Annotated in this window: 9 protein-coding genes; 3 read left to right on the top strand and 6 right to left on the bottom strand. The window is 65.1% G+C overall.

Going from position 1 to position 24,611, the window contains the following annotated elements:
* Positions 1–123: 123 nt before the first annotated feature.
* Positions 124–3,000, top strand: coding sequence for a TonB-dependent receptor (locus M2334_RS02865; protein ID WP_264593806.1), 2,877 nt, complete (start codon positions 124–126; stop codon positions 2,998–3,000).
* 80 nt (positions 3,001–3,080) lie between these two features.
* On the opposite strand, the gene M2334_RS02860 is transcribed toward M2334_RS02865, so the two are convergent.
* Genes M2334_RS02860 through M2334_RS02850 form a run of 3 tightly spaced genes read right to left on the bottom strand, consistent with a single transcriptional unit; the run spans position 3,081 to position 4,844 of the window.
* On the bottom strand, positions 3,081–3,794 hold the full coding sequence (locus tag M2334_RS02860) for a M48 family metallopeptidase (protein WP_264593805.1): 714 nt from the start codon (positions 3,792–3,794) through the stop codon (positions 3,081–3,083).
* Positions 3,775–4,200, bottom strand: coding sequence for a YcgN family cysteine cluster protein (locus tag M2334_RS02855; RefSeq protein WP_264579843.1), 426 nt, complete (start codon positions 4,198–4,200; stop codon positions 3,775–3,777). Before M2334_RS02855 ends, M2334_RS02860 begins: the two co-directional genes overlap by 20 nt.
* A complete protein-coding gene (locus M2334_RS02850) occupies positions 4,197–4,844 on the bottom strand; it encodes an SCO family protein (protein WP_413716061.1) in 648 nt (215 codons plus the stop codon). The genes M2334_RS02855 and M2334_RS02850 overlap by 4 nt, the downstream gene beginning before the upstream one ends.
* 111 nt (positions 4,845–4,955) lie before the next feature.
* On the opposite strand from M2334_RS02850, the gene M2334_RS02845 reads away from it, so the two are divergent.
* Both M2334_RS02845 and M2334_RS02840 read left to right on the top strand, forming a co-directional pair.
* Positions 4,956–5,558: an ankyrin repeat domain-containing protein gene (locus M2334_RS02845; protein ID WP_264604746.1), complete on the top strand. Its 603-nt coding sequence runs from the start codon at positions 4,956–4,958 to the stop codon at positions 5,556–5,558.
* 315 nt (positions 5,559–5,873) lie between these two features.
* The gene (locus tag M2334_RS02840) at positions 5,874–6,548 is read left to right on the top strand and encodes a tyrosine-type recombinase/integrase (RefSeq protein ID WP_264593803.1); all 675 of its coding nucleotides are present in this window, start codon (positions 5,874–5,876) and stop codon (positions 6,546–6,548) included.
* A 92-nt stretch (positions 6,549–6,640) separates the two neighbouring features.
* Here the strand turns inward: M2334_RS02840 and M2334_RS02835 are convergent, their stop codons facing one another.
* The 3 genes from M2334_RS02835 to M2334_RS02825 form a co-directional block, all read right to left on the bottom strand.
* Positions 6,641–7,201 (bottom strand): helix-turn-helix domain-containing protein, encoded by a 561-nt coding sequence (locus tag M2334_RS02835; RefSeq protein ID WP_264593802.1) that lies wholly within the window; start codon positions 7,199–7,201, stop codon positions 6,641–6,643.
* A 66-nt stretch (positions 7,202–7,267) separates the two neighbouring features.
* A complete protein-coding gene (locus M2334_RS02830) occupies positions 7,268–9,697 on the bottom strand; it encodes a tetratricopeptide repeat protein (RefSeq protein ID WP_264604745.1) in 2,430 nt (809 codons plus the stop codon).
* Positions 9,698–9,709: 12 nt separating this feature from the next.
* Positions 9,710–24,541, bottom strand: a complete 14,832-nt coding sequence (locus M2334_RS02825) for a beta strand repeat-containing protein (RefSeq protein ID WP_264604744.1) — start codon at positions 24,539–24,541, stop codon at positions 9,710–9,712.
* Positions 24,542–24,611: the final 70 nt, after the last annotated feature.

The raw sequence follows: 24,611 nt of genomic DNA, 5'->3' as shown, positions 1-24,611 counted from the left end.
TGTAACCCTTATGCAACAAACCGCTAAATCCCGGAAATGAGGGAGTTGCGCCCTATGGCTATTGGCATATGCTCTCGAATAACCGGCACAAATGCCGGACCGGACAAACGTGCAGGAGAGCGAATGATGCCCAAGCCATCCCTCATTGCGTCTGCCAGTGTTGCCGCACTGCTATGCGCCCTTGCGACCCCCGCCTTTGCTCAGGACGCGAGCGATGCGACCGCGCAGAGCGGCGACGAAAGCAATATGGGCGAGATCATCGTCACCGCCACGCGGCGCGCCAGCCCGCTCTCGGATGTGCCGATCGCCGTCTCAGCCGTGACCGCCCAATCGCTGCAGAACAGCGGCGCGAACGACATTCGCCAGCTCAACCAGCTTGCGCCCTCGCTGCTCGTCTCCTCCACCGGATCGGAAGCCAATGGCGCCGCGCGCATCCGTGGTGTCGGCACGGTGGGCGACAATCCGGGTCTGGAAAGCTCCGTCGCGGTGTTCATCGACGGCGTGTATCGCTCCCGCACGGGCGCGGGCTTGACCGATCTCGGCGAGATCGAGCGGGTGGAAGTGCTGCGTGGCCCGCAAGGCACGCTGTTCGGGCGCAATGCCTCGGCCGGTCTGCTCAACATCGTCAGCAAGGCGCCGGAATTCCAGTGGGGCGGCAGCGCGGAAGCCAGCTTCGGCAATTATGAAGCTTGGCGGCTCGCCGGCCGGATCACCGGCCCGCTCAGTGAGACCATCGCCGCCAGCATCGACGGCGTCTATTCGCGGCGTGACGGGTTCCTCAATATCGTAGACGGCTCGGGCGCCAAGATCGGCGACACCAATGACCGCAACCGCTACTTCCTGCGCGGGCAATTGCTCTTCGAGCCCTCGGATGCGCTCTCCGTCCGCCTGATCGGCGACTACACCAACCGCGACGAAAGCTGCTGCGGCGCCGTCTATATCGATACCGGCGAGGAAGTGGGCAGCTCGCCCACTAATTACACGCAGAACGCCACAAACCGCATCGTCACGATCCTGAGCGCGCTCGGCACGCGCTTCCCCAATGGCCCCACGCCCTATGCCCAGAATCCCTATCAGCGGAACATCAGCATCACGCCGGGCCGGGACTATGTGAGCAAGCTGGAGGATTGGGGCCTCTCGGGCGAGATCAATTATGATTTCGGCAATGCCAAGCTGACCAGCATCACTGCCTATCGCGACTACAAGTCATCCGACTATGGCGATTATGATTATTCCACCGCCGACCTGCTCTATCGCGACCCAGGCACCTTCCGGCAGTTCCGCACCTTCACGCAGGAACTGCGCCTGCAGGGTTCGGCCCTGGGCGGCATGCTCGACTGGCTGGTGGGCGGCTATTACGCCAACGAGAAGCTGACGCTGCGCGACAATATCCGCTTCGGCGCTGATTATGGCCGCTTCGCAGCCTGCCGCCTGATGGCCGGCACCGGCGCCGCCAGCAACCTCTCACCCGCCCAGCTCAGCCTGTGCGCCGCGCCGATCGACGGCAACGCGCTCACGCCGGACGTCGGCAACCTGATCAGCGCAACGCAAGCCAGTCTGAATGCCGGCCTCTATGCCTCCATCTACGCCCGGGCGATCGGCCAGGGTGCCTCGCCAACGGTGGCCAATGCGACGGCAACAGCGCAGGCGGGCGCGATTTCGGGTGGCCTCGGCACCGGCCTCACCGCGCTGGCGACCATCCCCAACGGGGCCGGCGATACCGACAGCCGCTATTATCAGCGCAGCGAGAACTGGGCGCTGTTCACCCACAACATCATCCATCTCACCGATGCGCTCGATCTGACCCTGGGCGTGCGCTACACGCGCGAGACCAAGCGCTTCTCGGGCGATCTCAACAATAACAATGCGACCTGTGCCGCCTTGCAGGCCTCCGCCCTGCCGGGCATCGCGACCAATCCGGCGCTCGGCTCGGCCGCGCAACTGGCGGGCGGCATCCTCACGCTCGGCTGCCTGGGCAATGCCAGCACCGGCCTCAACGCGCTCGACCTGCAGGACCGGCAGACCGAGGGCAAATTCTCAGGAACTGCCGTGCTCTCTTACAAGGTCGGCGGCGGCCTGATGGTCTATGGCGGCTATTCGCGCGGCTATAAGGCTGGCGGCTACAATCTGGACCGGTTCGAGTTGGGCAATACCGGGGTCGGCACCGGCATCGCGCCGATTACCTACTTCTCACCGCGCAGCAATGCCGATGCGGCGAGCCTAGCCTTCGGCGCGGAGACGGTCGACGCTTACGAGATCGGCGTCAAATATGCGCGCCGCGAATGGGGCTTCAACCTCGCCGCCTTCCGGCAGGAGTTCAGCAACTTCCAGCTCAACACCTTCAATGGCACCAGCTTCGTCGTCCAGAACATCAATGGCTGCGATGGCGCCAAGGCCGCGAACGGCACCTGTGCCAAGACCAAGCCCGGCCTCATCAGCCAGGGCGTCGAGATCGAGGCCTATGTCCAGCCGGTTCGCTCGCTGCGGGCCACGGCGGGCGTGACCTACACCCGCGCCAAGTTCGCCGACCAGCTCGTCGGCAATGCGGATGGCTCGGTGCCGCTCGACCCCGCGCTGTTCCTGCTCGAAGGGCAGGATAACAGCAACGCGCCGCGCTGGGTGGCGACCAGCAGCATTGCCTGGACACCGGAGCTGGGCGGTGGCTTCAGCGGCCTCGTCTATGTCGATAACCGGATCACCGGCGACTATAACACCGGCTCGGACCTCTATCCCGAGAAGGCGCAGGACGGCTACATCGTCACCAATGCCCGCATCGGCCTGCGCGGTCCGGGACAGGCCTGGGCCATCGAGCTGTGGGCGCAGAATCTGTTCGACAGCGATTACAGCCAGGTCGCCTTCAACAGCCCGCTGCAAAGCTCCAGCCCCAATCACCAGTCGCGCGCGCAACTGGGTCGGTTCGGCGCCATGTCGAACCAGCTCTTCTCGGCCTATCTCGCCGAGCCGCGCACTTATGGCATCACGGTGCGCAGCCGCTTCTGAGCGGGCATAGCCAGGACGACGGAAGGGCGCGGTGCGAGCCGCGCCCTTCGACGTTTTTCACAGATCAAGAACGCGGTCGCTCAGGCGGTATAGCGATGCAGGCTACGCCCTTCAGCGCGCAGCCAGGCGCGGGCCGCATCCGGGCAAACCGGCGAAATCGCCCGCACCAGCGCATGGAATTCCGGTCCATGGTGCATATGCTCCAGATGCGCGACCTCGTGCGCCACGGTGGCCAGCCGCACATGCGGGGGCGCCAGAATCAGCCGCCAACTGTAGCGGATGTTGCCGTCCACCGAGCAACTGCCCCAACGCGCGCGGGGATCGCCGATCGCCACCTGCCGCAACGGCAGGCCGTGCCGCGTGGCGAGTGCCTGCGTTTCGGTCGTTAGTGCCGTTCGCGCCTGCGCCTTGAGCCAGCGCAGCGCTCGTGCGCCGGCCAGATCGGCAGGTCCGCCCACCAGTAGCTCGCCCTGCTCGGCCAGCACATGCCGGGTACGCGCGCCGGTCGCGACGATGCGCAGCGGCGTCCCTTCGAAGGGCACAAGCGCGCCATCGGCCAGCGTCACGAGCCCGCCATTGCGACCCCGCTGCCCCTCGATCCACTCCCCTTGCGCCCGGACCCAGTCCAAGGCGCGCGGCAGGGACGCACGCGGGGGAATGGTGAGTAGGGCACGGTCGCCCAACTCATCGAACCGCAGCTTCATCCGCCGCGCCCGCCCATGGCGCATCACGACGACAGACAGCGCCGCCCCGTCCGCCAGCGTGAGCCTGTGCTCAGAGCGCGCGGTCGACAATGTGATTTTCCAGATCGCCCGCGATCGTCTCGGAGATCGTCCAGCCGCGAATGCTCTGGCCGGCACGATGCACCGCCTCGCGATCCCCGCAGATCAGATAATGCCAGTCCGGCAGGGGCTCGTCATGGGCACGCAGGCGATAGGCGCAGGTCTGCGGGAGCCATTCGATCTCCTGCAGATTGGCCCGGCTCAGCCGCAGGCAATCAGGCACGAACGCGCGGCGCTGGCGGTAATTGCTGCACTGGGCGGTGTTCCGATCCAGCAGTCGGCAGGCGACATTGGTCGGGTAGATGCGCCCGGTGTCGGCATCCTCCACCTTGTGCAGGCAGCATTTGCCGCAACCATCGCACAGCGCCTCCCACTGCGCGCGGTCAAGCGTTTCGAGAGGCTGCTCCCAGAAGCTCATCGGACATAGTGAACGAGGAAATCGTGCACGCCCTTGGCCACCGTCTCATCCGCGGAAGCCAGTTCCTCGACCGGCACAAGCGCGATGGGCTTGCCATCCGGCCCGAACAGGAACGGCGTGCGGGTGTGGTTGACAAGATAATCCTGCTTGGCGGCCTGATCGCCCTCCTTGCTGGCGACTACCACGAAGTCCGTCTTCACCTTCTCGATCTGCTCGGGCGTGCCCGTGAGGCCGATGAGCCGGGGATGGAAATGCGCGACATAGCCTTTCACCACATCGACGGTGTCACGCTCGGGATCGACGGTGATGAAGATCGGCTGGATCTTGGCCGCAACCTCGGGATGGTCCTTCTCCAGCATCCGGTAGCCGAGCATGATTCGGTTGAGATCGAGCGGACACACATCCGGGCAGAAGGTGTAGCCGAAATAGACGAGGCGATATTTACCCTGGAAATCCGCCCAGCGCACGCTCTTGCCGTTCTGGTCGGTCAGCGTGAAATCGCCACCGATGCGGGCGCCGACGAGGTTGCCCTCGGCAGGAAGCGACTCATTGCCGCCGGCCTGGTTGCCGCCGCTCTGGCCCTGGCAGGCGGCCAGCGCCAAGCCGATGGAAAGCGCGAGGATTTTTTTGCAGGCTTTATTCATGACAGGGCCAGCCATGCCCTGCTATTGGAGCCAAGGCAACTGCTTGAGACGAACGCAAGGCGAAGGGGGTACAGGGTGAAGATCGAACGGCGCAGGGGAATGTTGGTCCGCATGGGCAGCCCACTGGCGCTCGCGATGGCGCCGCTGATCGTCGCGGTGACGGCACAGCCCGCCATGGCGCAATTCTCCGACAGCTACCGCTTCCTCGAGGCGGTGCGCAAAGGCGATACCGCCAAGATTGCCGAAGTGCTCGAAACCCCCGGCGTCACCCCGATCAACACCAAGGATCGCACCAGCGGCGAGACCGCATTGCTGATCGTGGTCGGCCAGCGCAGCGTAATGATGACCAATTATCTGCTCTCCAAGGGCGCGCGCGCGGACCTGACCGACAATAACGGCCGCACGCCCCTGATGCTCGCGGTTGAACGCCGCTTCGTGGAAGGCGCACAGCTGCTGCTCGCCCACAAGGCCGATCCCAACCAGACCAACAGCAGCGGCGAAACCCCGCTGATCCGCGCGGTGCAGATGCGCGATATGGAGATGGTGCGGCTGCTCGTCACCAACGGTGCCGACCCGCTGCGCCGCGACCGACTCGCCGGCATGTCGGCGCTCGATTACGCAAAGGCCGGCGCGCCGATGAGCGGCCTGATCGATCTGCTCAACAGCGCGGAAAAGCCCAAGGTCAGCGGCGCCGTGCAAGGCCCGCGCCTCTAGGCCACCGCCTGACGCTCACAGGCCAAGCTGCCTGGCCCGGCCCGCATCGCAAGCGGGACCGGATCGACAGGCGGTGGGGATATTACGCCATATCGGATGCTTCACCGCACGGCTTGCGCCCCGCGACCCGGCCGCGCGCATCCTATCCGCCGATCAAGCGCTATTGCATCCATTTCGGATCGGCGGGAGCTTCCGCCCAAGTCCAGATTTGTTACTTGATGGTTAACGGAACGATAATTTGAGCAGCATCCGCATGATCCAAATCATGACGGAACTGTTCCAAATTAGAATGATCATCAACGGGGGACGAAATCGATGAACTGGTCTGTATTCGACGAATATGGCTGTCGAAAATATTTGAACCGATCCGAAATGAGCTGCTTCCTCGATAGTGCAAAGACTGCCCCGCCTTCCGTCCATGCCTTCTGCCGCTTGCTCGCCGAAACCGGGTGCCGCATTTCGGAGGCGCTCTGCCTGACCTTAGGGCGGATCGACCCCGCTGCCTGTGTCGTCATCTTCGAAAGCCTCAAGAAGCGGAAGAGAGGCATTTTCCGCCGCGTGCCGATCTCGTCGGGGCTGGTGCGCCTGCTCACCGATATTGCCGGCAATGATCGCGCCGCCCCCCTTTGGCGCTGGTCCCGCACCACCGCCTGGCGCCACGTCCACGAGCATATGGACCGGACGCATATCAAAGGCCCGCAAGCCTGCCCGCGCGGCCTGCGACATGGCTTTGCCGTCGCCGCGCTCGGGGCGGGCGCGCCGCTTAATCTCGTGCAGTCATGGCTCGGCCACGCCAATATCGAAACCACGAGCATCTATGCGGTAGCGGTCGGCCCCGAGGAGCGCGAGATCGTCGAGCGTATCTGGAGCCGCATCCGCGCCGGCGACCTCGCGCAGCGCCGCGTCCCATCCGCCAACCACCGCAGTGCCGGATCGGTAGCAGCCCGGCGCAATGCCAGCCCTGCCGCAACCGAGCATTATTTCTTCTGATCACCACAATCTTAGCCCCTCCTCGTCAGAGGAGGGGTTGGGGGTGGTGCGGCAACCACCCCGTCATGCACCTTCCGCGCGATGCATCTCCCTCAGGACGGACTCTTGGTCCGCCCCAGGCTCGTCTCCTCAAGGGCGAGGCGGGAGATGACGTCCTTGATCAGCGCCGCACAATCGGCCGGCACGCAATAGCCGCGCCGATAGAAGGAGACGATCGGGTCCGGCATATTCTTGTTGCGAAACGCCTTGCGCAGCTCGGACACGAACACCTTGATCGAGCTTTCTGCAAATCCCAGGCTCGCCCGCAGTTCATGCGGCGCGTGGAACACATCCGGATTGGCCATCAGCCACATGAGCAGGCGCACAGCGCTGGGGCTGCGCAGATTCATATGCGCCTGCAGCATCCGCAGGATTTGCGTGTCGCCCTGCCGCGCGGAACGGCGGGCATCGCCTTCTCCCGTCCGGCTGTCGATCAGGTCGGTCGCAGAGGCGTGCTCCATCTTCTCGATGGCTTCCGCCAGCGCGCGCGACCAGATCAGCCGCGCATAGGCCGATTCCATCGTCCCCAGCCGCCGCACCATCAGCGCGATTCCGGCGGCCGATCGCGGTACGGCGGCCCCTACGCTCTCGAAGTCACTATCGAATATGGTCATAACCCTGCCCCCAGCATGAAGCGCGAGGCCGCTCCATTCGTCTCCCCGGTTTCAACTCTTCGCGGGTCATGCCCCCCCGGCCGCGAAGTCGGTCCACATACGGCGATAAGCGTCTTCCAGCTCGCGCGTGTATCGATCGATGTCGCCGGCCGGCGATGCGGCGAAGCGCGTGCGCAGGCTGCGCTTTTCCTCCAGCAGCGCGGCGCGGTCCGAGGCAAGGCGGACGGCGATCTCCACGAACGCATCCTCGTCCTGCGCCACCCATTCGGGCCGGCCGATGGCGCTCATCAGCCCCGCGCCCATGCGCTGCACGAAGCTCTCGCCCGCCAGCGTGATGACGGGCGTGCCCATCCACAGCGCCTGACAGCTCGTCGTGCCGCCATTATAAGGGAAGCAGTCGAGCGCGATGTCGATGTCGGCATATTCGGCCATCATCTCATCGAGGCTCGATGGCCCCCGGAATTCCAGCCGGTCAGCAGCAACGCCCGCGTCCACGAACAGATCGCCAAAGCGGTTCACCGCCACCGAATCGAGGAAGCTCGGCCCCTTGAGCACCAGCCGCGAGCCGGGCGTGGCGACGATCGCCTTGGCCCACAGGCGAATGGTGTATGGGGTGAGCTTGGAGACATTGTTGAACGACCCGAAGGTGAGCGGGCGCTCCAAATGCGTCTTGCCATAATCGGGGAACGGAAACTCCCGCTCGGGCGCGTAGCAAAACACAAAGCCCGGCACATGCTCCAGCCGCTCGGTGTAGAGATGGGCATGGTCGCTTGGTGAGGTCACCGGATCGCTGATCAGCCAGTCCATGTTGGGAATGCCGGTGGTCGAGGGATAGCCCAGGAACATCGCCTGCACCGGCGCCGCCCGGCGGCCGAACAACGGCGCGCGATTGCGCCCGGTGTGGCCGATCAGGTCGATCAGCACGTCGATGCCGTCATCCTCGATCATTTGCGCCAGGCGCGTATTGCTGATGCTCGCGGCATCGCGCCAGCGATCGACATGGCCGCGCGCGCGGCGAGTCATGTCGTCGGTCAGGGGGCTCAGCGAATAGACCGTGATCTCGAAGGCGTCCCGGTCATGCCGCGCCAGCACCGGCCGCATGAACAGGCTGACCGGATGCTCGCCATGCATGTCGCCCGTGACATAGCCGACGCGCAGGCGACGGCTGCGCTTCCCGGCATCGGCCGCGCCCGCCCCGGTCGAGCGATCATTGGCGAAGGAGGTCGCCACCCTCGCACCCTCGGCCAACGGCGCGAACAGCGTCTGATGGAAGTCGCGGGTCTCCTCCGCCGTCATCGTCTCGCTGTACAGCGCCGCCATCGCCGCCGAGCCACGGAACGGCGATTCCGGGCCTTCTTCCTCGCCCAGCTCGGTATAGATATCGCGCGCGGTGTCGACATCGCCGCGCTTGCCGGCAATCGAGCCGCGCATCGCCCGCAGGTCAGGCGCATCGTCGCCGGCAAGGTCGTCTACCCGGGCGAAGCAGGCCTCGGCCTCCTCGGTGCGCATCCCCTCAATGAGCACCTTGCCGAGGTTGAAATGGCCCCGCCAATTGTCCGGATCCTTCTCGATCCGCGCGCGCAACACCGCGTCGCACCGGTCGTACTGATTGTGCTTCATCAGCGTGCCGGCGAACTTGATCTCGTCCTCTTCCTCCAGCGCCGTCACCTCCAGCTGAGCGAACAGCGGCTCGGCCTGCTCGGTGGCGCCCATCTGCATGAGCGCATCGGCCAGATCGATCCGCGCGGCGTGGAACGCCGGATCGGCGGTCAGCGCATGGCGGAAGCCCTCGACCGCGCGGTGCCACTCGCCTCGCTCTGCCCGGCCCAACCCCATGCGGTGGTGGATATCGGCATGATCGTCCGGCCCCGCGCAATCCAGCGCCTTGAGCCAGGCCAGCACTGCCTCATCCTCCCGCCCGACCTGCTCAAGCGCGCGGGCGACGCTCAGATGCGCGCCATAGCGCGAGGGCGCCGCCTCGGCGGCCCGACGATAGAAGTCGAGTGCTTCCTCCAACGTGCCATGATGGCGGCAGACATTGCCCGCCTCCAGCCATGCTGTGAAGTTGTTGGGGTCGCGACGCAGCACGTCGCTGAACAGTCGCCGCGCCTCCTCATATTCGCCCTGCCGCACGGCGCAGCGGGCGAGCTGGATGGTGGCGGGCACGACGGCCGGGCCATCCTCCCGCTCCAGCGCCAGCGCCTGCTCGAAGGCCGCCTGCGCCTTCTCCCACTTGCTCTTGTCGTAGAGCACATTGCCATAGTTGAACCACACAGCCGCCGGTGCCTCCGGGCTCTCGATCGCCCGGCCATATTGCACCAGGGCCTCGTCATCCCGGCCAAGCTTGCGCAGCACCTGGCCATGGTTGCCGAGCAACACCGGATCGTCCGGCTGCTCGGCAAGCAGGTCTTCATAAAGCTCGGCCGCCCTGGCCCAGTCGCCACGCGACTGGGCCTTGACCGCCTGCTCCGGATCGGGTCGCTGTCCCTGAAACATGGACCTGCGACCTTAGGCTGCGAGAACGGTCGTGGTGACCGCGTTGTCGATCAACAACTGAACCGCAGCCCCGTTGTAGTTGTACAGGCTGTAGCTGACACCGCCGTCGGTATAGTCCTGGCCGCTGTCTACCCACAGGCCGGCCCCGACCAGTTGTACCGAGTCTCCGGCATCGCCGTCGATCATCAACTGCTGTTTCCCAGTCGCGCCGGTGATGGATTGGAACGCGTTGAACGCGCTTTCGTCCGTATCATGCAGGTTGAGCACATCGGTCAGGTTCAGCTTCAGGGTATTGTTGCTCGCACCGGTGATGTCGATCTTCTCGATGCCCTTGATCACACCGTCCTTCAGGGTGGTGAGGTTGAGGGTGATGATGTCCGTTCCCTCCAGCGCCAGCGTGTCGATGCCCTGACCGCCCCGGATGCTGGAACCGGACTGGCCGAGTTTCACCACATTGTCGGCATTGAGTACGATCCGGTCATTGCCACTACCGCCATAGATCGTATCGATGCCGCCCTTGCCGAAGAGCACGTCGTTGCCCTGACCGCCGATCAGCGAGTCATTGATTGAGGTGCCGGTGAGCGTATCGGCACCGCTGGTGCCCATCTGGCTGACCTTGGTGGTTGAGAAGACACCCGAGGTCGAGCCGTAGACCACGAAGGCAGCACCATTGTCGGTCAGGCCATTCACATCCGCATTGCTGCTGCCGATGATCAGGTCGGCCAGGCCGTCGCCGTTGAGGTCGCTGCCGGCCACCGCGCCAAAGGTCAACGTACCGGCCTGATTGCCTTCGATGACAAAGCCCTGTGTGTTGCCAGCCACGCTGAGCGCGGAAAGATCGACCCCGCTACCGTCGGTCTTGCCGAAGACGACATAGACCTTGCCGGCATCGGTCCCCAGGCTGGTATCCGCCTGCCAAGACCCGATTGCGAGGTCGGCCAGACCATCGCCATTCATGTCGCCGATCACCGAAACTCTATTGTGCAAATCGTTCGCGCTGGACCCATTGATGATGAACCCTTGCGTGTTCGTGGCGAGTGAGAGCGCGCTCAGATTAATGCCCGCACCGCCGGTCTTGCCGTAAACGATATAGGTCTTGCCGGCGTCGCCACCGGCGGACGCATCCGCGAGACGGGCCGTCATCACGAGATCCATCTGACCGTCGCCATTGATATCGCCACTGCCGGCGATCGACCATGCTGTATGATCATTGGCAACCGAGCCGCTGATTGCGAAGCCGAGGGTGCTGGTGCCCCCCGCGGTCAGCGCGGTTAGGGCGATGGGCGTTCCGCTGGTACCTGCCCGCCCGAACACTACATAAGCCGCGCCCGCGTCCGTCGTGCCATTCGCGTCGATGTATGGCGAACCGATCAGGAAGTCGGCCAGACCGTCCCCGTTCACGTCGCCAAGTGCGGTCGTACTCCAGCCGAGTTGGTCGTTGGCGCTGGAGCCATCGATCATGAAGCCGAGCGTGTTCGTCGCCACCGTCAGCGCCGACAGGTTGATACTGCTGTTGTTGGCGCGGCCATAGACAACGTAGACCCGACCCTGAGCGCTAGCGCCGGTCGAGATCGCCCCCACCAGCAGATCTGCATAGCCATCGCCATTGATGTCGCCAGCGGCGGACACGGAGAAGCCGGCTTGTTCATTCGCCGTACCGCCCAGCAATTGGAAGCCTGCCGATACGGCAGTGGACAGGCTCGACAATGCGACCGTCGCGCCACTGGTCTTGCCATAGACGACATAGGCGGCCCCGGCATTCGTACCGACATTGTCGACACCCGTGGCGCCGACGATGAGATCGCCCAGCCCGTCACCGTTCACGTCGCCTGCAATCACCGCATTGGCAAGATAATCGCTTGCCGACGAGGCCAGAATGGCGAAGCCTGCCGTTCCGGTTGCCACCGTGTAGATGCTGTCGATCACGCTGCCGTAGATGTTGTTGGGTCCGCCAAAGACGACATAGGATTTCGAGGCGGTCTGGTTGGCGCCCCCCACCGACACGAGGAAGTCGGCATAGTCGTCCCCGTTCACATCGCCCGCCGCACTCACCGATGCCGCGAAGGACTCGGTGCCGCTGGAACCGGCGATCATATAGCCCAGCGAATTGCTGGCCTGCATGATCGCGCTCGCCTGGATGACGGGCGTCACGGTGAAGCTGTTGGCACTGGGCGAGGAGAGATTGCCCAAAGCGTCAACCGCATAGGCCTTGTACGTGCCGCTGGCCAAGCCAAGCAGGCTGAGGTTGGTGTCGGTTCCGGCCGCCGTGATGGCGACCGAGTTCCAGTATTTGCTGTCCTTGCCGGTGATGTCCGCCAGCGTGGTGACCGTGGGAATGGCCGTGGTGTTTACCAGATAGAGCGTGCCCACTTCGGTCGAGCGGACGACGGCCAAGTCCGTGCCGCTTCCGCTGACGCTTGTGTCCGCAAAGCTCGGCGCCGGAGCAGCATTGTCCTGCACCGTCACGGTGACCTGATTGTCCACCAGCAACTGCACCGCAGCCCCGGCATAATTGTAGACGCTGTAGCTGCGGGTGCCGTCCTGCACGTCCACACCGCTGTCGAGCCAGCTACCGACGAGCTGAAGGGCATCGCCGCTGTTACCATCGACCATCATCTGCTGCTTGCCGACCTTGCCGGTGAGCGCCTCGAACTCGTTGAACGCGCTCTCCTCCGGATCGTGCAGGTTGAGCACGTCCGTCAGGTTCAGCTTGAGCGTATTGTTGCCCGAGCCGGTGAGGTCGATCTTCTCGATGCCCTTGACGAAGGCATCCTTCAGCGTGGTGAGATCGAGCGTGATGCCCGCTCCGTCCAGTGCCAGCGTATCGGTACCGAGGCCGCCCTGGATGCTCGCGCCGGATTGGCCGAGCTTGGCAACGTTGTCCGCGTTGACGATGATCCGGTCATTGCCCGCACCGCCATAAAGCACGTCCGCGCCGCCATTGCCGCGTAACACGTCGTTGCCCACGGCACCGACAAGCGAGTCGTTGCCGGACGTGCCGATCAGCGTGTCGGCTCCGCTGGTTCCCATCTGGCTGACCTTGGCCGCGTTGGAAAATACGCCCGAGGTCGAGCCATAGATGACGAAGACGCCGCCGCCCTCGGCATTCCAGTAGTCGTAATAGTTCGCGCCAATCATCAGATCGACCAAGCCGTCGCCATTGAGATCGCCCGCCGACACGGACTTGCCAAAAAACGCACTCACCTGCCCCGTGCCATTGATCGCAAAACCTTGCGTATTGCCGGCAACCGAGAGGGCGGAAAGGTCCACGGCGCTGCTGTCCGTCTTACCGAAGACGACATAGGCCTTGCCTGCATCTGTGCCGCCGTTCGAATCGGAAACGCTTGAGCCGACTAGCAGATCGGCCAGCCCGTCGCCGTTCATGTCCCCGATCACCGAGATGCTGGTAGCATTATCGTCAGTGCTGGACCCATTAATGACGAAGCCAAGCGTGTTGCCGGCTACGGACAGGGCACTGGCGCCAACGCCAGCCCCGTCCGACTTGCCGAAGACTACGTAGAACTTGCCTACATTCGATGCAGACGTATCCGCATAGGCGGCGGCAAAGGCCAGATCGGACAGGCCGTCACCATTGATGTCGCCCGAGCCGGCTATGGAGAAACCCAAATAATCACCCGCACTCGACCCGCTGATCATGAAACCACGCGTATTGGTCGCAGCTGTCAGGGCCGAGACATTCAGGCTAGCGCCGCTGATACCAGTCTGGCCGAACACGACATAGGCCGCACCAGAGTTGCTCCCAGGGGTATCGGCTACGTTAGCCGAGACGATGAAGTCGCTCAGCCCATCGCCATTGACGTCCCCGGCATCGCTGACCGAGAAGCCCAATTGATCGCTGGTGCTCGACCCTTCGACCATGAAGCCGAGCGTATTGCTGGCCGCCGTGAGCGCCGAGAGGTCGATGGTGGTGTTATTTGACCGACCGTAAACGACATATGTTCTCCCGGCCTCATTGGCAGACCCGACATCCTGATAATAGGCACCGACAAGAAAATCAGCGTAGCCATCACCGTTAATATCGCCTGCGACAGAGACGGACCAACCGGCGCGACCATCCGTATTGCTGCCTATCAGAGCGAAGCCGTTCGATTTTGTCGCGCCGACCGCACCGGGCAGCTGCGCGAGATCGACGAAGGTTCCGCCGGTCTTGCCATAAACGATATAGGCACCCCCGGCCAGGTCATTGGTATTGTCGCGGCCATAGGCGCCGACCAGAAGATCGTTCAGGCCGTCGCCATTGACGTCGCCGGCATTGGACACGGTATGGCCTGCATATTCAGCATATTGAGAGGCACTGATGTAGAAGCCCAGCGTGTTGTTGCTGGCTATGAGCGAACTGACATTATACGGGCCACTCAGATTGGTCGGGCCGCCGAAGACGACATAGGCACGGGCCCAGTTGCCCGTTGCCGTAGAGCCCACGATGAAGTCGCCATAGCCATCGCCGTTCACATCGCCGGCGTAATCGATTGAGTTACCGACGAACTCGTTGGTCGACGAACCGAAGAAGCCAAAACCTATCGAATTCGACGCTTGAAAGACGGCGCCGGCCTCAACCACGGCATTCACCGTGTAGGTATTCGCGCTAACCGCAGAGATGTTCCCGGCATTATCGACCGAATAGGCCTTATAACTTCCGCTAGCCAAGCCAAGCATTTGCATGGTCGTGTTACTGTTTGCGGTGGTTATGTTGACGGAGTTCCAATATTTCCCGTCGATGCCAGTAATGTCCTCTAGTTTCGTCACCGTCGGGATCATCGCCGTATTGACGATATAGACCGTACCGAGTTCCGAGGACTGCACCGTGGCGCTGTTGGTGTTTGCACCACTACCGGTGCTTAGAACGACAGTCGGATTGACGGTATCGAGTACGAAGGTGGTGCTGGCGCTTGTCGCCGAGATGTTGCCCACGGCGTCGGTCGCTGTCGCCGTGACGGTGACAGTGCCGTTGCCCAGCGTGGTGAGCTGGGACGCATCGAGCGTCACCGCCTGGGCCGAGCCGGTGCCGATCACCGTCCGCACCACAGGGCCAAGTGTGCCGGCGAACGTCACAGTGACCACCGAACCGGCCTCGGCCGTCACGGTAACGGCACCTGCGGCATTCAACGCCTCGGCGCTCGAAGCACCGCCCGTGAAATAAGACGGCAGGGTGATAACCGGCGCGGTCGGCGCGACGGTATCCAGCAGGAAGGTCAGTGGATCGGCGGTGGTGACATTGCCTGCGGCGTCCGTCACCTGCGCCGAGACGAGCACATTGCCATTGCCCAGTGTCACGAGATCGGCCGCCGTCAACACGATCGGCTTGGCGGTTCCATCTGCGGCAACCGTCTTGGTGACCGGGCCGCTGTTACCGATGAAAACCACCTGGATCGTGCCGCCATTTTCAGCAGCCACTGTAACCACGCCGCCCGCGGCTACCGCCTCCGCAGAGGAAGCGCCATCGGCGACTCCCGCTCCGAGCGCGATGACCGGCGCTGCCGGCGCCACCCGGTCGAGCGTGAACTGACGGGTCGGTGAGGCGGCAGAAATATTACCCGCGGGGTCCCGCGCCAACGCCGAGAAGGTGATGGCACCGTCCGCAAAGCTGGCCACGTCGGTCGCCGTGAGGACGACATCCTGTGCCGCGCCCGTGCCGACCAGCGTCTTGGTGATCTCGATCGAGCCCTGGATGAAGGTCACGGTAACGGTCGCGCCCTGTTCGGCGGTCACCGTTGCCACCGTGCCGGTCGCTAGTGCCGTGTTCTTCGATGCCGTGCCAGAGAGCAGCAGCGTGGGGCTGGTCGGGGCCACGGTGTCGATGGTGAATGTGCTGGTGGCGGCTGCCGACTGGTTGCCGACCGCGTCCGTCACGAAGCTGGCGACCGACACCGCACCGTTGCCCAGCTTCACCACATCGTTCGCGGTCAGCGACACCGTCTGGGTGAGGCCATTGCCGGTGAACGTCTTGGTGACGCTGTTGGCCCCGGCGGTGAAGACGACCGTGACCAGCGCATTGGCCTCCGCCGTCACCTTGACCACACCCGTGCTCGCTAGCGCCTCAAGGGCGGTAGCGCCACCGGCGATGCCGTCCGAGAGGGTCATGGTCGGCGTCGCCGGTGGCGTCCGGTCGAGCACGAAGCTGCTGGCCGTTTCGGCCGACTCGTTGCCCGCCGGATCCTTCGCCTGCGCGGTGACGGCAATCGTGCCATCACCCAGCGCCTGCAGATCAGCCGTGGTCAGCACGACAGCCTGAGGCGAGCCAGTCGCCGTCAGCGTCTTCACGATACTGTTCGAGCCGTTCGAGAACACCACCGAGATGCTGGAACCGATTTCGCCGGTGATGCTGATCACACCGCTTGCCGCGGTGGCCTCCGCCGCCGAAGCGATGTCGGCGACGCCCGTGCCGAGCGTGATCGTGGGTGCACCCGGCGCTGCACGGTCCAGCGTGAACTGGACCCCCGAGGCAATAGACGAAGCGTTGCCCGCCGGGTCAGTCGCCACGGCCGTGATGGCCACGGTGCCATCGCCCAGGGCGACCACTTCGGCCGCCGAGAGCGCGACGCTTTGTGCGGTCCCAGTTCCTGTGAGGGTCTTCACGACCGTGTTGCTGCCACGCGCGAAGGTGACCTTCACCACGGCGCCGGCTTCCGCCGTCACCGTCACCACGCCCGAAGGGGCCGCAGCGCCGGTGGACGACTTGGTGGCATCACCCAGCAAGGCAAGCGTCGGCGATGTCGGAGCGACCATATCCAGCGTGAAGCTGGCGGTCACCGGCGTCGAGGCGTTGCCCACCGCATCCTTGGTCACGGCGGAAACCGAAATCGTGCCGTTACCGAGCAACGTGAGATCCGATGCCGAGAGCGTCACCGGGTTCGGACCGCTGGCGGCCACGATCGACTTTTCGACGCTCGCACTGCCGTTGGTGAACGTCACCGTGACCGTCGTGCCAGCTTCCGCTGTCACGAGCACGGCGCCGGTCGCCGCTCTGGCTTCCGCCAGCGTGGCCCCGTCGCTCATGCCCGTACCGAGCACAAGGGTAGGCGAAACCGGCGCGATGCTGTCCAGCGTGAAGCTGCTGGTGCTTGCGGGCGATGTGTTCCCGGCGGCGTCCTTGGCGCTCGCACTGATGGCAATCGTGCCATCTCCCAGCGTCGCAAGATCAGCGGCGCTCAGCACCACGGCCTGCGCCGATCCCGTGCCGGTCAGCGCCTTGGTGACGCTCTTGCTGCCATTGGTGAAGGTCACCGTGATGGCGGCGCCGGCTTCCGACTGCACAGTGATGACGCCGGTGGCCGCCGTGGCTTCCGCCGCCGAGGCGATATCCGCCACGCCGGTGCCCAGCACGATGACGGGCGCATTCGGCGCGACGTCATCAATGGTGAAGCTGGTCGTGGCAGTGGTCGAGAGATTGCCGACCGAGTCCTGTACCTGCACGGAAACAGTCACCGTGCCATTACCCAGAGAGGACGCGTCAGCAGCCGAGAGAAGAACCGTCTGCGCCACGCCGGTGCCGACCAACGTCTTCTTCACGACCCCCGCCGTGCTGGTGAACGTGATCGTTGCCGTGGCGCCCGGTTCCGTGGTGACCTTGACGACCCCCCCGGCCCCGGTTGCCTGCGCCGTCGTTTTGGCGGGCGAGCCCACCAGCGCGAGGACGGACGGGTTGGGCGGCGTCATGTCGAGCAGGAAGGTGCGGCTGGCTTCGGCCGATTCATTGCCGACCACATCCGTGGCGACCGCCGACACCGAAATCGTACCATTGCCAAGCACCGTCAGATCCGCCTGGGTCAGCGTGACGGACTGGGTGAGACCGGTGGCGACGACATTCTTCACCAGGGTGTTGGAGCCGTTGACGAAGGTTACGGTGACCAGCGAGCCAGCATCGGCTGTAACGGTCGCGACGCCCGTTTCGGCAAGCGCCTCGGACATAGAGGCACCGTCGGCAATGCCCGCGCCAAGCGTGAGCGTGGGCGCATTCGGCGCGACCCGATCCAGCGTGAACTGCACCGAACCGCCGCCAGCGGAGACGTTGCCCGCCGTGTCGGTCGCCGTTGCCGTGACGTAAACGGAGCCGTCACCAAGGGTCGCCAGATCCGTGGTGCTGAGCGTCACGATCTGCGGGGCGCCGGTGCCCGTCATGGTCTTGGTCACGACATTGGCGCCATTGGTGAACGTCACGGTCACGGCCGAGCCGAGTTCGGCCGAAACCGTCACGGCCCCCGCCGAGCTGCTTGCTGCCGCCGCGGACTTCTCCGTGGAGCCGACCACCGTCAGCGTCGGATTGTTGGGCGGGGTCATGTCGAGCGTGAAGGTCCGGCTCGTCGCCGCCGAGTCATTGCCGACCGTGTCACGGGCCACTGCGGACACCGAGATGGTGCCGTTGCCGAGCGTCGCCAGATTGGCGGCGGTCAGCGTGACAGCCTGGGCCGAGCCCGTGCCGGTCAGCGTCTTTGTGACGCTGTTCACGCCATTGGTGAAGGTCACGGTGACGGCAGCGCCAGTCTCGGCCGTGACGGTCACCACGCCTGTGGCGGCCTTTGCCTCGGCGAGCGTCGCGCCATTGGAGACGCCGGCGCCAAGCGCCAGCACCGGCGCCGTGGGCGGCGTCCGATCCAGCACGAAGCTTGCCGGTGTGGCCGCAGCAGAGGTGTTGCCGGCCACATCCTTCGCGATGGCGGAGACGGAGATCGTTCCGTCGCCGAGCGCTGCCAGATCGCTGGCCGTCAAGACCACAGCCTTTGCCGTGCCAGCGCCGGTGACCGTCTTGGTCACGGTATTGCCGCTGCGGGTGAAGGTGACAGTCACCGTCGCGCCGTCCTCCGCCGCGACGGTTACGACGCCCGTGCTCGCCGTGGCTTCCGCCAGCGAGGCGGTATCCGCCACGCCTGCACCCAGCTCGATGACGGGGGCAGCAGGCGGCGTGTTGTCGATGACGAAGGTCGCATTGCCGGACTGCGAGATGTTCCCCACCGCGTCGATCGCGGTGACGGACACGGCAATGGTGCCGCTGCCGAGCGATGCGACGTCACCGGCCGTCAGCACAACGGATTGCGCCGCTCCCGTACCGGTGAGCGTCTTGGCCACGCTGTTGATGCCATTGGTGAACGTCACCGTGACAGCCGAGCCATTCTCCGCGGTCACCTGAGCGACGCCCAGCACATTGGCAGCCTGGGTGCTGGTCTTGGCCGAAGCACCGATCAGCGAGACCAGCGGAGCCGCCGGCGCCACCGTATCCAGCGTGAAGCTGGACGTGGCGGCCGTCGAGGCGTTGCCCGCCTCGTCGCGGGCCAGGGCACTGACCGAGATCGTGCCGCTGCCCAGCGTCGCCAGGTCGTTTTCGGTCAGGACCACCGCCTGCGCCGCGCCCGTGGCCGCCACTTCCTTGACGATCTGGTTGCTGCCATTCTTGAACGTGACGCTCACCGTCAGCCCGGCCGTGGCCGTGACGAGAGCCACGCCCCCCTGCGAGGACGCTTCCGCTGCCGACGCACCGTCTGCGATGCCGGTGCCGAGCGCCAGGGTCGGCGCACTGGGCGCCACCCGATCCAGCGCGAACTCGAGCGGCGTGCCCACAGGCGAGGCATTGCCGGCCGCGTCCGTCGCCGTGGCGGTTACAGAAATGGCGCCATCCCCCAGCGTGGTAAGGTCAGCCGCAGTGAGAGTCACCGCCTGAACCGCACCCGTGGCGACCAGCTGCTTCGAGACTGTCCCTAGCGACCCGGCAAAGGTGACCGTGATGGCCGACCCGCCTTCCGCACGCACGGTGACCACACCGGTGCTCGCGAGCGCTTCGGCCTGCGTGGCACCGCCGGCAACGCCGGCACCGAGGGCGAGAGTTGGCGAAAGGGGCGCCTGCCGGTCCAGCGTGAAGCTGGACGTCGCCGGGGTGGAGACATTGCCGCTGGCATCGCTGGCGACGGCTGACACCGACACGGCGCCGTCACCGATCGTCTGCAGTTCCAGCGCGGTGAGGACAATCGTCTTGGGTGCGCCATCGCTGACCAGCGTTCTGGTCACGCTGCCGACGGACCCGCTGAAGGTCACCGAGACGACGGCACCGGGCTCAGCGGAGAGTGTGAGAATCCCGGTGGGGGCCGTCGCTTCCGCTTCCGTTGCGCCGTTCGCAGCGGCAGTGGCCAACGTCAGCGTCGGTGCTTCCGGTGCGCCAGCGTCCAGATTGAACGTCAGGCTTTCGAGCGAGGACTGATTGCCCGCCAGATCAGTGACGACCATCGAGACCTGGACGACGCCGTCACCCAGGGCCGCGATCTGGGCTGCCGTCAGCGTCACGGCCTGTGCCGTGCCGGTGCCGATCAGATTGACCGTTTCCGTGCGGCCCGAATAACCGTTGAACGTCACCTTGATCGCCGCGCCGTTTTCGGCAGCGGCGAGCACGACACCGTCCACCGAGAGCGCGTCAGCGGAGGACTTGGTGCTGCCACCGACCAGCGTGAGGCCAGCAACCGGCACGGCCGTGTCGAGAATGAAGGCCGCTTGGGCCGGATCGGACTGGTTGCCGGCGACATCCGTGGCGACGGCCGTCACCTGGATCTGTCCATCGCCCAGCCGGGCCATGTCGCCAGCCGTGAGATGGATCACCTGCGAGGCGCCGTTGGCCGTGATAGCCTTCACAACTTCGTTGCTGCCGCGCGTGAAAGTGAGCGTGACGATGGTGCCGGTATCGGCCTTCACCAGCACGGCGCCGGCGCTGGCCTCGGCCGAGGTCGCACCGCCATTTTCCACGCCCACGCCGAGCGTGAGCAGCGGCGCCGCGGGCGGCACCGCATCCAGACTGAAGTCCAGCGTCGCCGGTGCCGAAGCGTTCCCGGCCACGTCCAGCGCAAGCGCGGTCACGAGGATGGGGCCGTCGCCCAGCGTCACGAGATCGCCGGACGTCATCGCGATGATGTCCTCACCGCCGCTCGCTGCAGCAATGACCTTGACGACCGTGCCGCTCACGCCGGTGAAGACGAGGCGGACGCCGAGACCTGCTGCGGCTGTCACCGTCAGTACGCCGTCGGTCGAGAGGGCGTCGGCCAGCGACTTGGTCTCGCTCCCGACGATTTGCAGCAGCGGCGAGTCAGGCAGCGCCGTCATCAGGGTGAAGCTGGCCGTGCCATTCAGCGAGGTGTTGCCGGCTGCATCGCTGGCCACGGCCGTGACCGCCACCGGACCATCGCCGATCTGGGCCAGTTCGGCAGCCGAGAGGAGAACCGCCTTCGGGGCACCGGTGCCGGTCATCGTCTTTTCCACGACGCCGTCGGCGCCGGTGAAGGTCACCACCACGGTGGACCCGGCTTCCGCAGTGACGCGCACGACACCGCCGCTCGATGTGCCTTCATCCAGTGAGGCGCCATCGGCGACGCCTGCGCCCAACGTGACCGTCGGCGCGGCGGGCGGCGCTGTGTCGACCGTCAGGCTCATCATCGACGCGGCAGAGAATTTGCCGCTTACGGCATTGAACTGCCGGACAGCCAGCAGGGTCGCCCCGTCCAGATTGCCGATGTTGTCGCTCCAGCTTTCGCCGCCATCGAGGCTGTATTGCAGCGCGGTGTCGCTCTCCTGGCCACCGACGACCAGGCTGGCGTCATAGGTCACGCCATCCGTGTTCGAGACGCCGGTATCATTGCCGAGCGAGAGGGAGAGCGACGTCAGGGTGATCGAGGGATCGAGCGTGAACTCCTCCAGCGTGGCCGGCGAGATGTTGCCGGCGACGTCGGTCTGGCGCACCATTACCGAATTGGGCCCCGGATTGGCCGTAAAGCTCTTGCTCCAGGTCGCGCCACCATCGACGCTGAACTCGATCAGCGCACCCGGCTCCTGCCCGGTGATGCTGAGGATTCCGGTATATTCATTGCCTTCGACGACGAGCGCATCGGGCAGACCCGTGTCCAGAGCGAAGCTCAGCGCGGACGCTGCCGACACATTGCCGGCGCCATCCTTGGCCGTGGCCGAAACGGCGACAGTGCCGTTGCCGAGCGTGGTCAGCTCGGCCTGCGTCAGGCTGACTGCGACCGCCGAGCCCGTGCCCTGCACGAGCTTCGTCACCGTCCCGCTCGTGCCGTTGAACACCAGCCGCACGCTGGTGCCGACATCCGCCGTCACCGCCATGGCGCCCTCAGTGCCCGTCGCCTCCGCCGCTGTCTTCTGCGCATCGCCGATCAGGTCGAGAAGCGGTTCGCTCGGGGCCGTGGTGTCGAGCGTGAATGCGCTCGTCGCGACAGCCGACGCATTGCCGGATGCATCGGTCGCGATAGCGGAGACCGCCACCTCGCCGTCACCCAGAATGGCGAGATCCGCAGCATCGAGAACGACCGCCTGCGCGGCGCCAATCCCAGAGACGGTTTTCACCACGCTGCCTTGCGCGGTGGCGAAGATCACCGCGACGGACGTGCCGATTTCGGCCGCCACTTGCACGGCGCCGCCGGAATAGAGCGCTTCCGCAGCGGTCGCGCCGTTCGCAACATTCGCAGCGACAGTGATCGCGGGCGCCTCCGGCGCGAGCGTATCGAGCGTGAACACCAGCAGGACCGGCGGAGAGACGTCTGTCCCGTTCGTCTGGCGGACGTGAACCTGGTTGAGCCCTTCCACCGCCGTGAAGGCGCTGGTCCAGCTCTGCCCGCCATCGACGCTATATTCCACCGTGGCGCCCGCGCTCACGCCGGATACCTGCAGGCTGCCATTGCTGGTCAGCCCGTCAATGGCCGAGAGGCCGCTATCCTGCGCCAGCCCGACCGACAGCACGGGCAGCGCCGTCGCCAGATTGAAGCTCAGCGACTGCGGCGCCGAGGCATTGCCCGCAGCGTCCACCTCGCGCACCTGAACGGCATTGGTGCCGGCCCGCGCCGCGAAGCTCTGGCTCCAGCTCTGCCCGCCATCGATGCTGTATTCGATGGTGGATCCGGCTTCCTGACCGGTGATCGAGATAATCCCGCTCTGCGCATCCGCGCTGGCGACCATCGCGCTGGGCGCGACGGTATCGAGCGTGAAGGCAACCGGCGTCGCCGCCGAGACATTGCCGGCAGAATCGGTCGCCGTGACCGACACGGCAATCTGGCCATCACCCAGCGTCGCCAGATCTTCCGCCGTCAAGACGACAGGCTGTGCCGTCCCGTCAGCGCTCAGTTGCTTGGTGATGCTGCTGGTGCCGTTGGTGAAGGTCACCGTCACGCTTGATCCGGCCTCGGCAGTCACGAGGACCACGCCGTTGGCTGACGTGGCTTCCGCCGCCGTCGCGCCCGTTCCGACGCCCGTGCCCAGAGCCAGCACCGGTGCGCCCGGCGCCTCGCCGTCAATGGTGAAGCTGAGGTCGCTCTGCGCGGACACATTGCCGGCAGCATCGGTGACCTGCACGGAGACCTGCACCGGGCCGTCGCCTAGCTCGGCCAGATCGGCGGCGCTGAGCGTGATCGCCTGCGCGGCGCCCGTGCCAGTGACGGTCCGCACGACCACGCCGTTGGCGCTGCGGAATTCGATCTGCACGGTGGCTTGGTTTTCAGCCGTCAGCGAGAACACGCCATCCGCAGAGAGCGCCGCGTCGACGCCCTTGATCGCATTCCCGACAAGGTTGAGCGTCGCGGCATCCGGCGCGCCGGTATCGACGCGGATATTGGGCGCCTGAATCGCCGGTGACGTCAGCACGACGGGCAGGCCGCCGTCGCCCTTGAAGTCGTCCGTGGTCGCGGTGCCGAGCGCGAGGCTGTCCGCCTTAAGCGTGATGCCGTCGCCATCATAGAGATTGCCGGCCAGCGCGGCTGTGAACTCCAGCCCGCGCACGCCAGCGGCCGTTGCGCTGGTGCCGGTTGCCGTCAGCAGCACTTCCTGCCCGCCGATCAACGCCACGACCGTGACGGTCTTGCCTTGCGCCAACACGACCGGCTGAGAGAAATTGAGCGTGAGGCTGAGCGTGTCGCCAACCTTGAACCAGCTCGGCGCGGCCGGCTGAGCGATGGACTGGATCGCCACGTTGAGGCCGGGCGTCACCATGGCGGGATCGTAGCCGGACAGGTCGGCGAGGGCGACGGTGGCATTGGCTTTGACCGCTGTGCCCGCGACCTGCGAGCGCACCGCGCCATCGGCAAAGACGAGCAGATCGTTCAGCGTGTTGCCCGCTGCCGACACCGTCACGGTCTCGACGTTATCGCCCACCGTGCGGGTTAGCGTCATACGCGAGCCGCTCACCGTCTTGGTGTAATCGCTCCACCGGCCGCGGAAATAGATGACGTCCGTACCGCCACCCAGCGCCGATGCATCGATGGTCGTCCCATCTGCCACATAGACGACATCAACACCGTTGTTACCGAGAATCTGGAAAGTCACGCCCGGCTTGGAGAGGGAAATGGTTTCACCGTTGGCATCGAAGGACACGACCTTGACGGTGGCGGAAAGATCCGCGCCCGGCGCCGCAGCGCCGGTCGGCGCAGTCGAGGTCTCGCCGGACGGCACCGGGAGCGGGTCGCCTTTCGACACATAATTGTACAGCGCGTTGGTCGCGACCGTGCCGTCCGCGAAAATCAGCGCGTCGGGCGTCGTGGCCGAGTTGGCACTGGCGAGATTGACCGTCTCGACCTTACCTTCGACCGTGCGCGACAGGGTCAGCGTCGCACCGGTCCGCGTTACCGTATAATCCGCCAGCGATCCTTCAAAATAGATGCGGTCCGCGCCCGCACCTGTGCTCAGCGAATAGGTCGCGCCGGGACGGATGAAGATGGCGTCCACAAAAGAGGAGCCCAGAAACTGAATTTCCTGCCCATCCAGAGACAACGTTCCGTAATTCAGCTCGAAATCGATGAAGTTGCCACCATTGGTGGTGTTCATGATGATATATTTCGACGTGATTGCCATGACCTTTGACTCCGGAAGAGAATTTCAAAAAAATTCTGCTAGAAAATGTTCTCGAGGAAACGCGTTAAGG

The sequence above is a fragment of the Sphingobium sp. B11D3D genome, assembly GCF_025961755.1.
Classification (GTDB): Bacteria; Pseudomonadota; Alphaproteobacteria; order Sphingomonadales; family Sphingomonadaceae; genus Sphingobium.
Note: the sequence above shows the minus strand (reverse complement) of the source record. Positions and strands in the feature narration are given on the sequence as shown.